Source organism: Cupriavidus sp. SIMBA_020 (genome assembly GCF_046535395.1).
GTDB lineage: Bacteria > Pseudomonadota > Gammaproteobacteria > Burkholderiales > Burkholderiaceae > Cupriavidus > Cupriavidus campinensis.
On record NZ_JAWRWU010000455.1, the window covers coordinates 1 to 277 of the forward strand.

A 277-nucleotide genomic window follows, 5' to 3' on the forward strand; every position below is an offset into this window, starting at 1 on the left:
GACGCTAAATTTTCATCGTCATCGGCTTCTTTGCTCAGCATCCTCTCCATTCTTCCACGCTCCAGCACAACACCGTGGCTTTCGTTTCGCTCAGAATCACCTTCATCATAAGCAATCACTACCGCATCAGATCGCCCATCTCGCGCACGAAGTCTTCTGTAATGATTCACAGTGCGCAGCTCATAAGGAATAAATACGGATATCCATCGCGCACCGCTCACTCGATCGGAGAACCATGTTGCTGGCACGCTAAAGAGGTGGACCAAAGGTTCCCCGT

At 50.5% G+C, this 277-nt stretch carries 1 protein-coding gene; it reads right to left on the reverse strand.

The features are described from left to right. Positions 1-277, reverse strand: a 277-nt coding sequence (locus SB751_RS30020; protein ID WP_410749023.1) for a hypothetical protein, incomplete at both ends; no start/stop codon positions are given.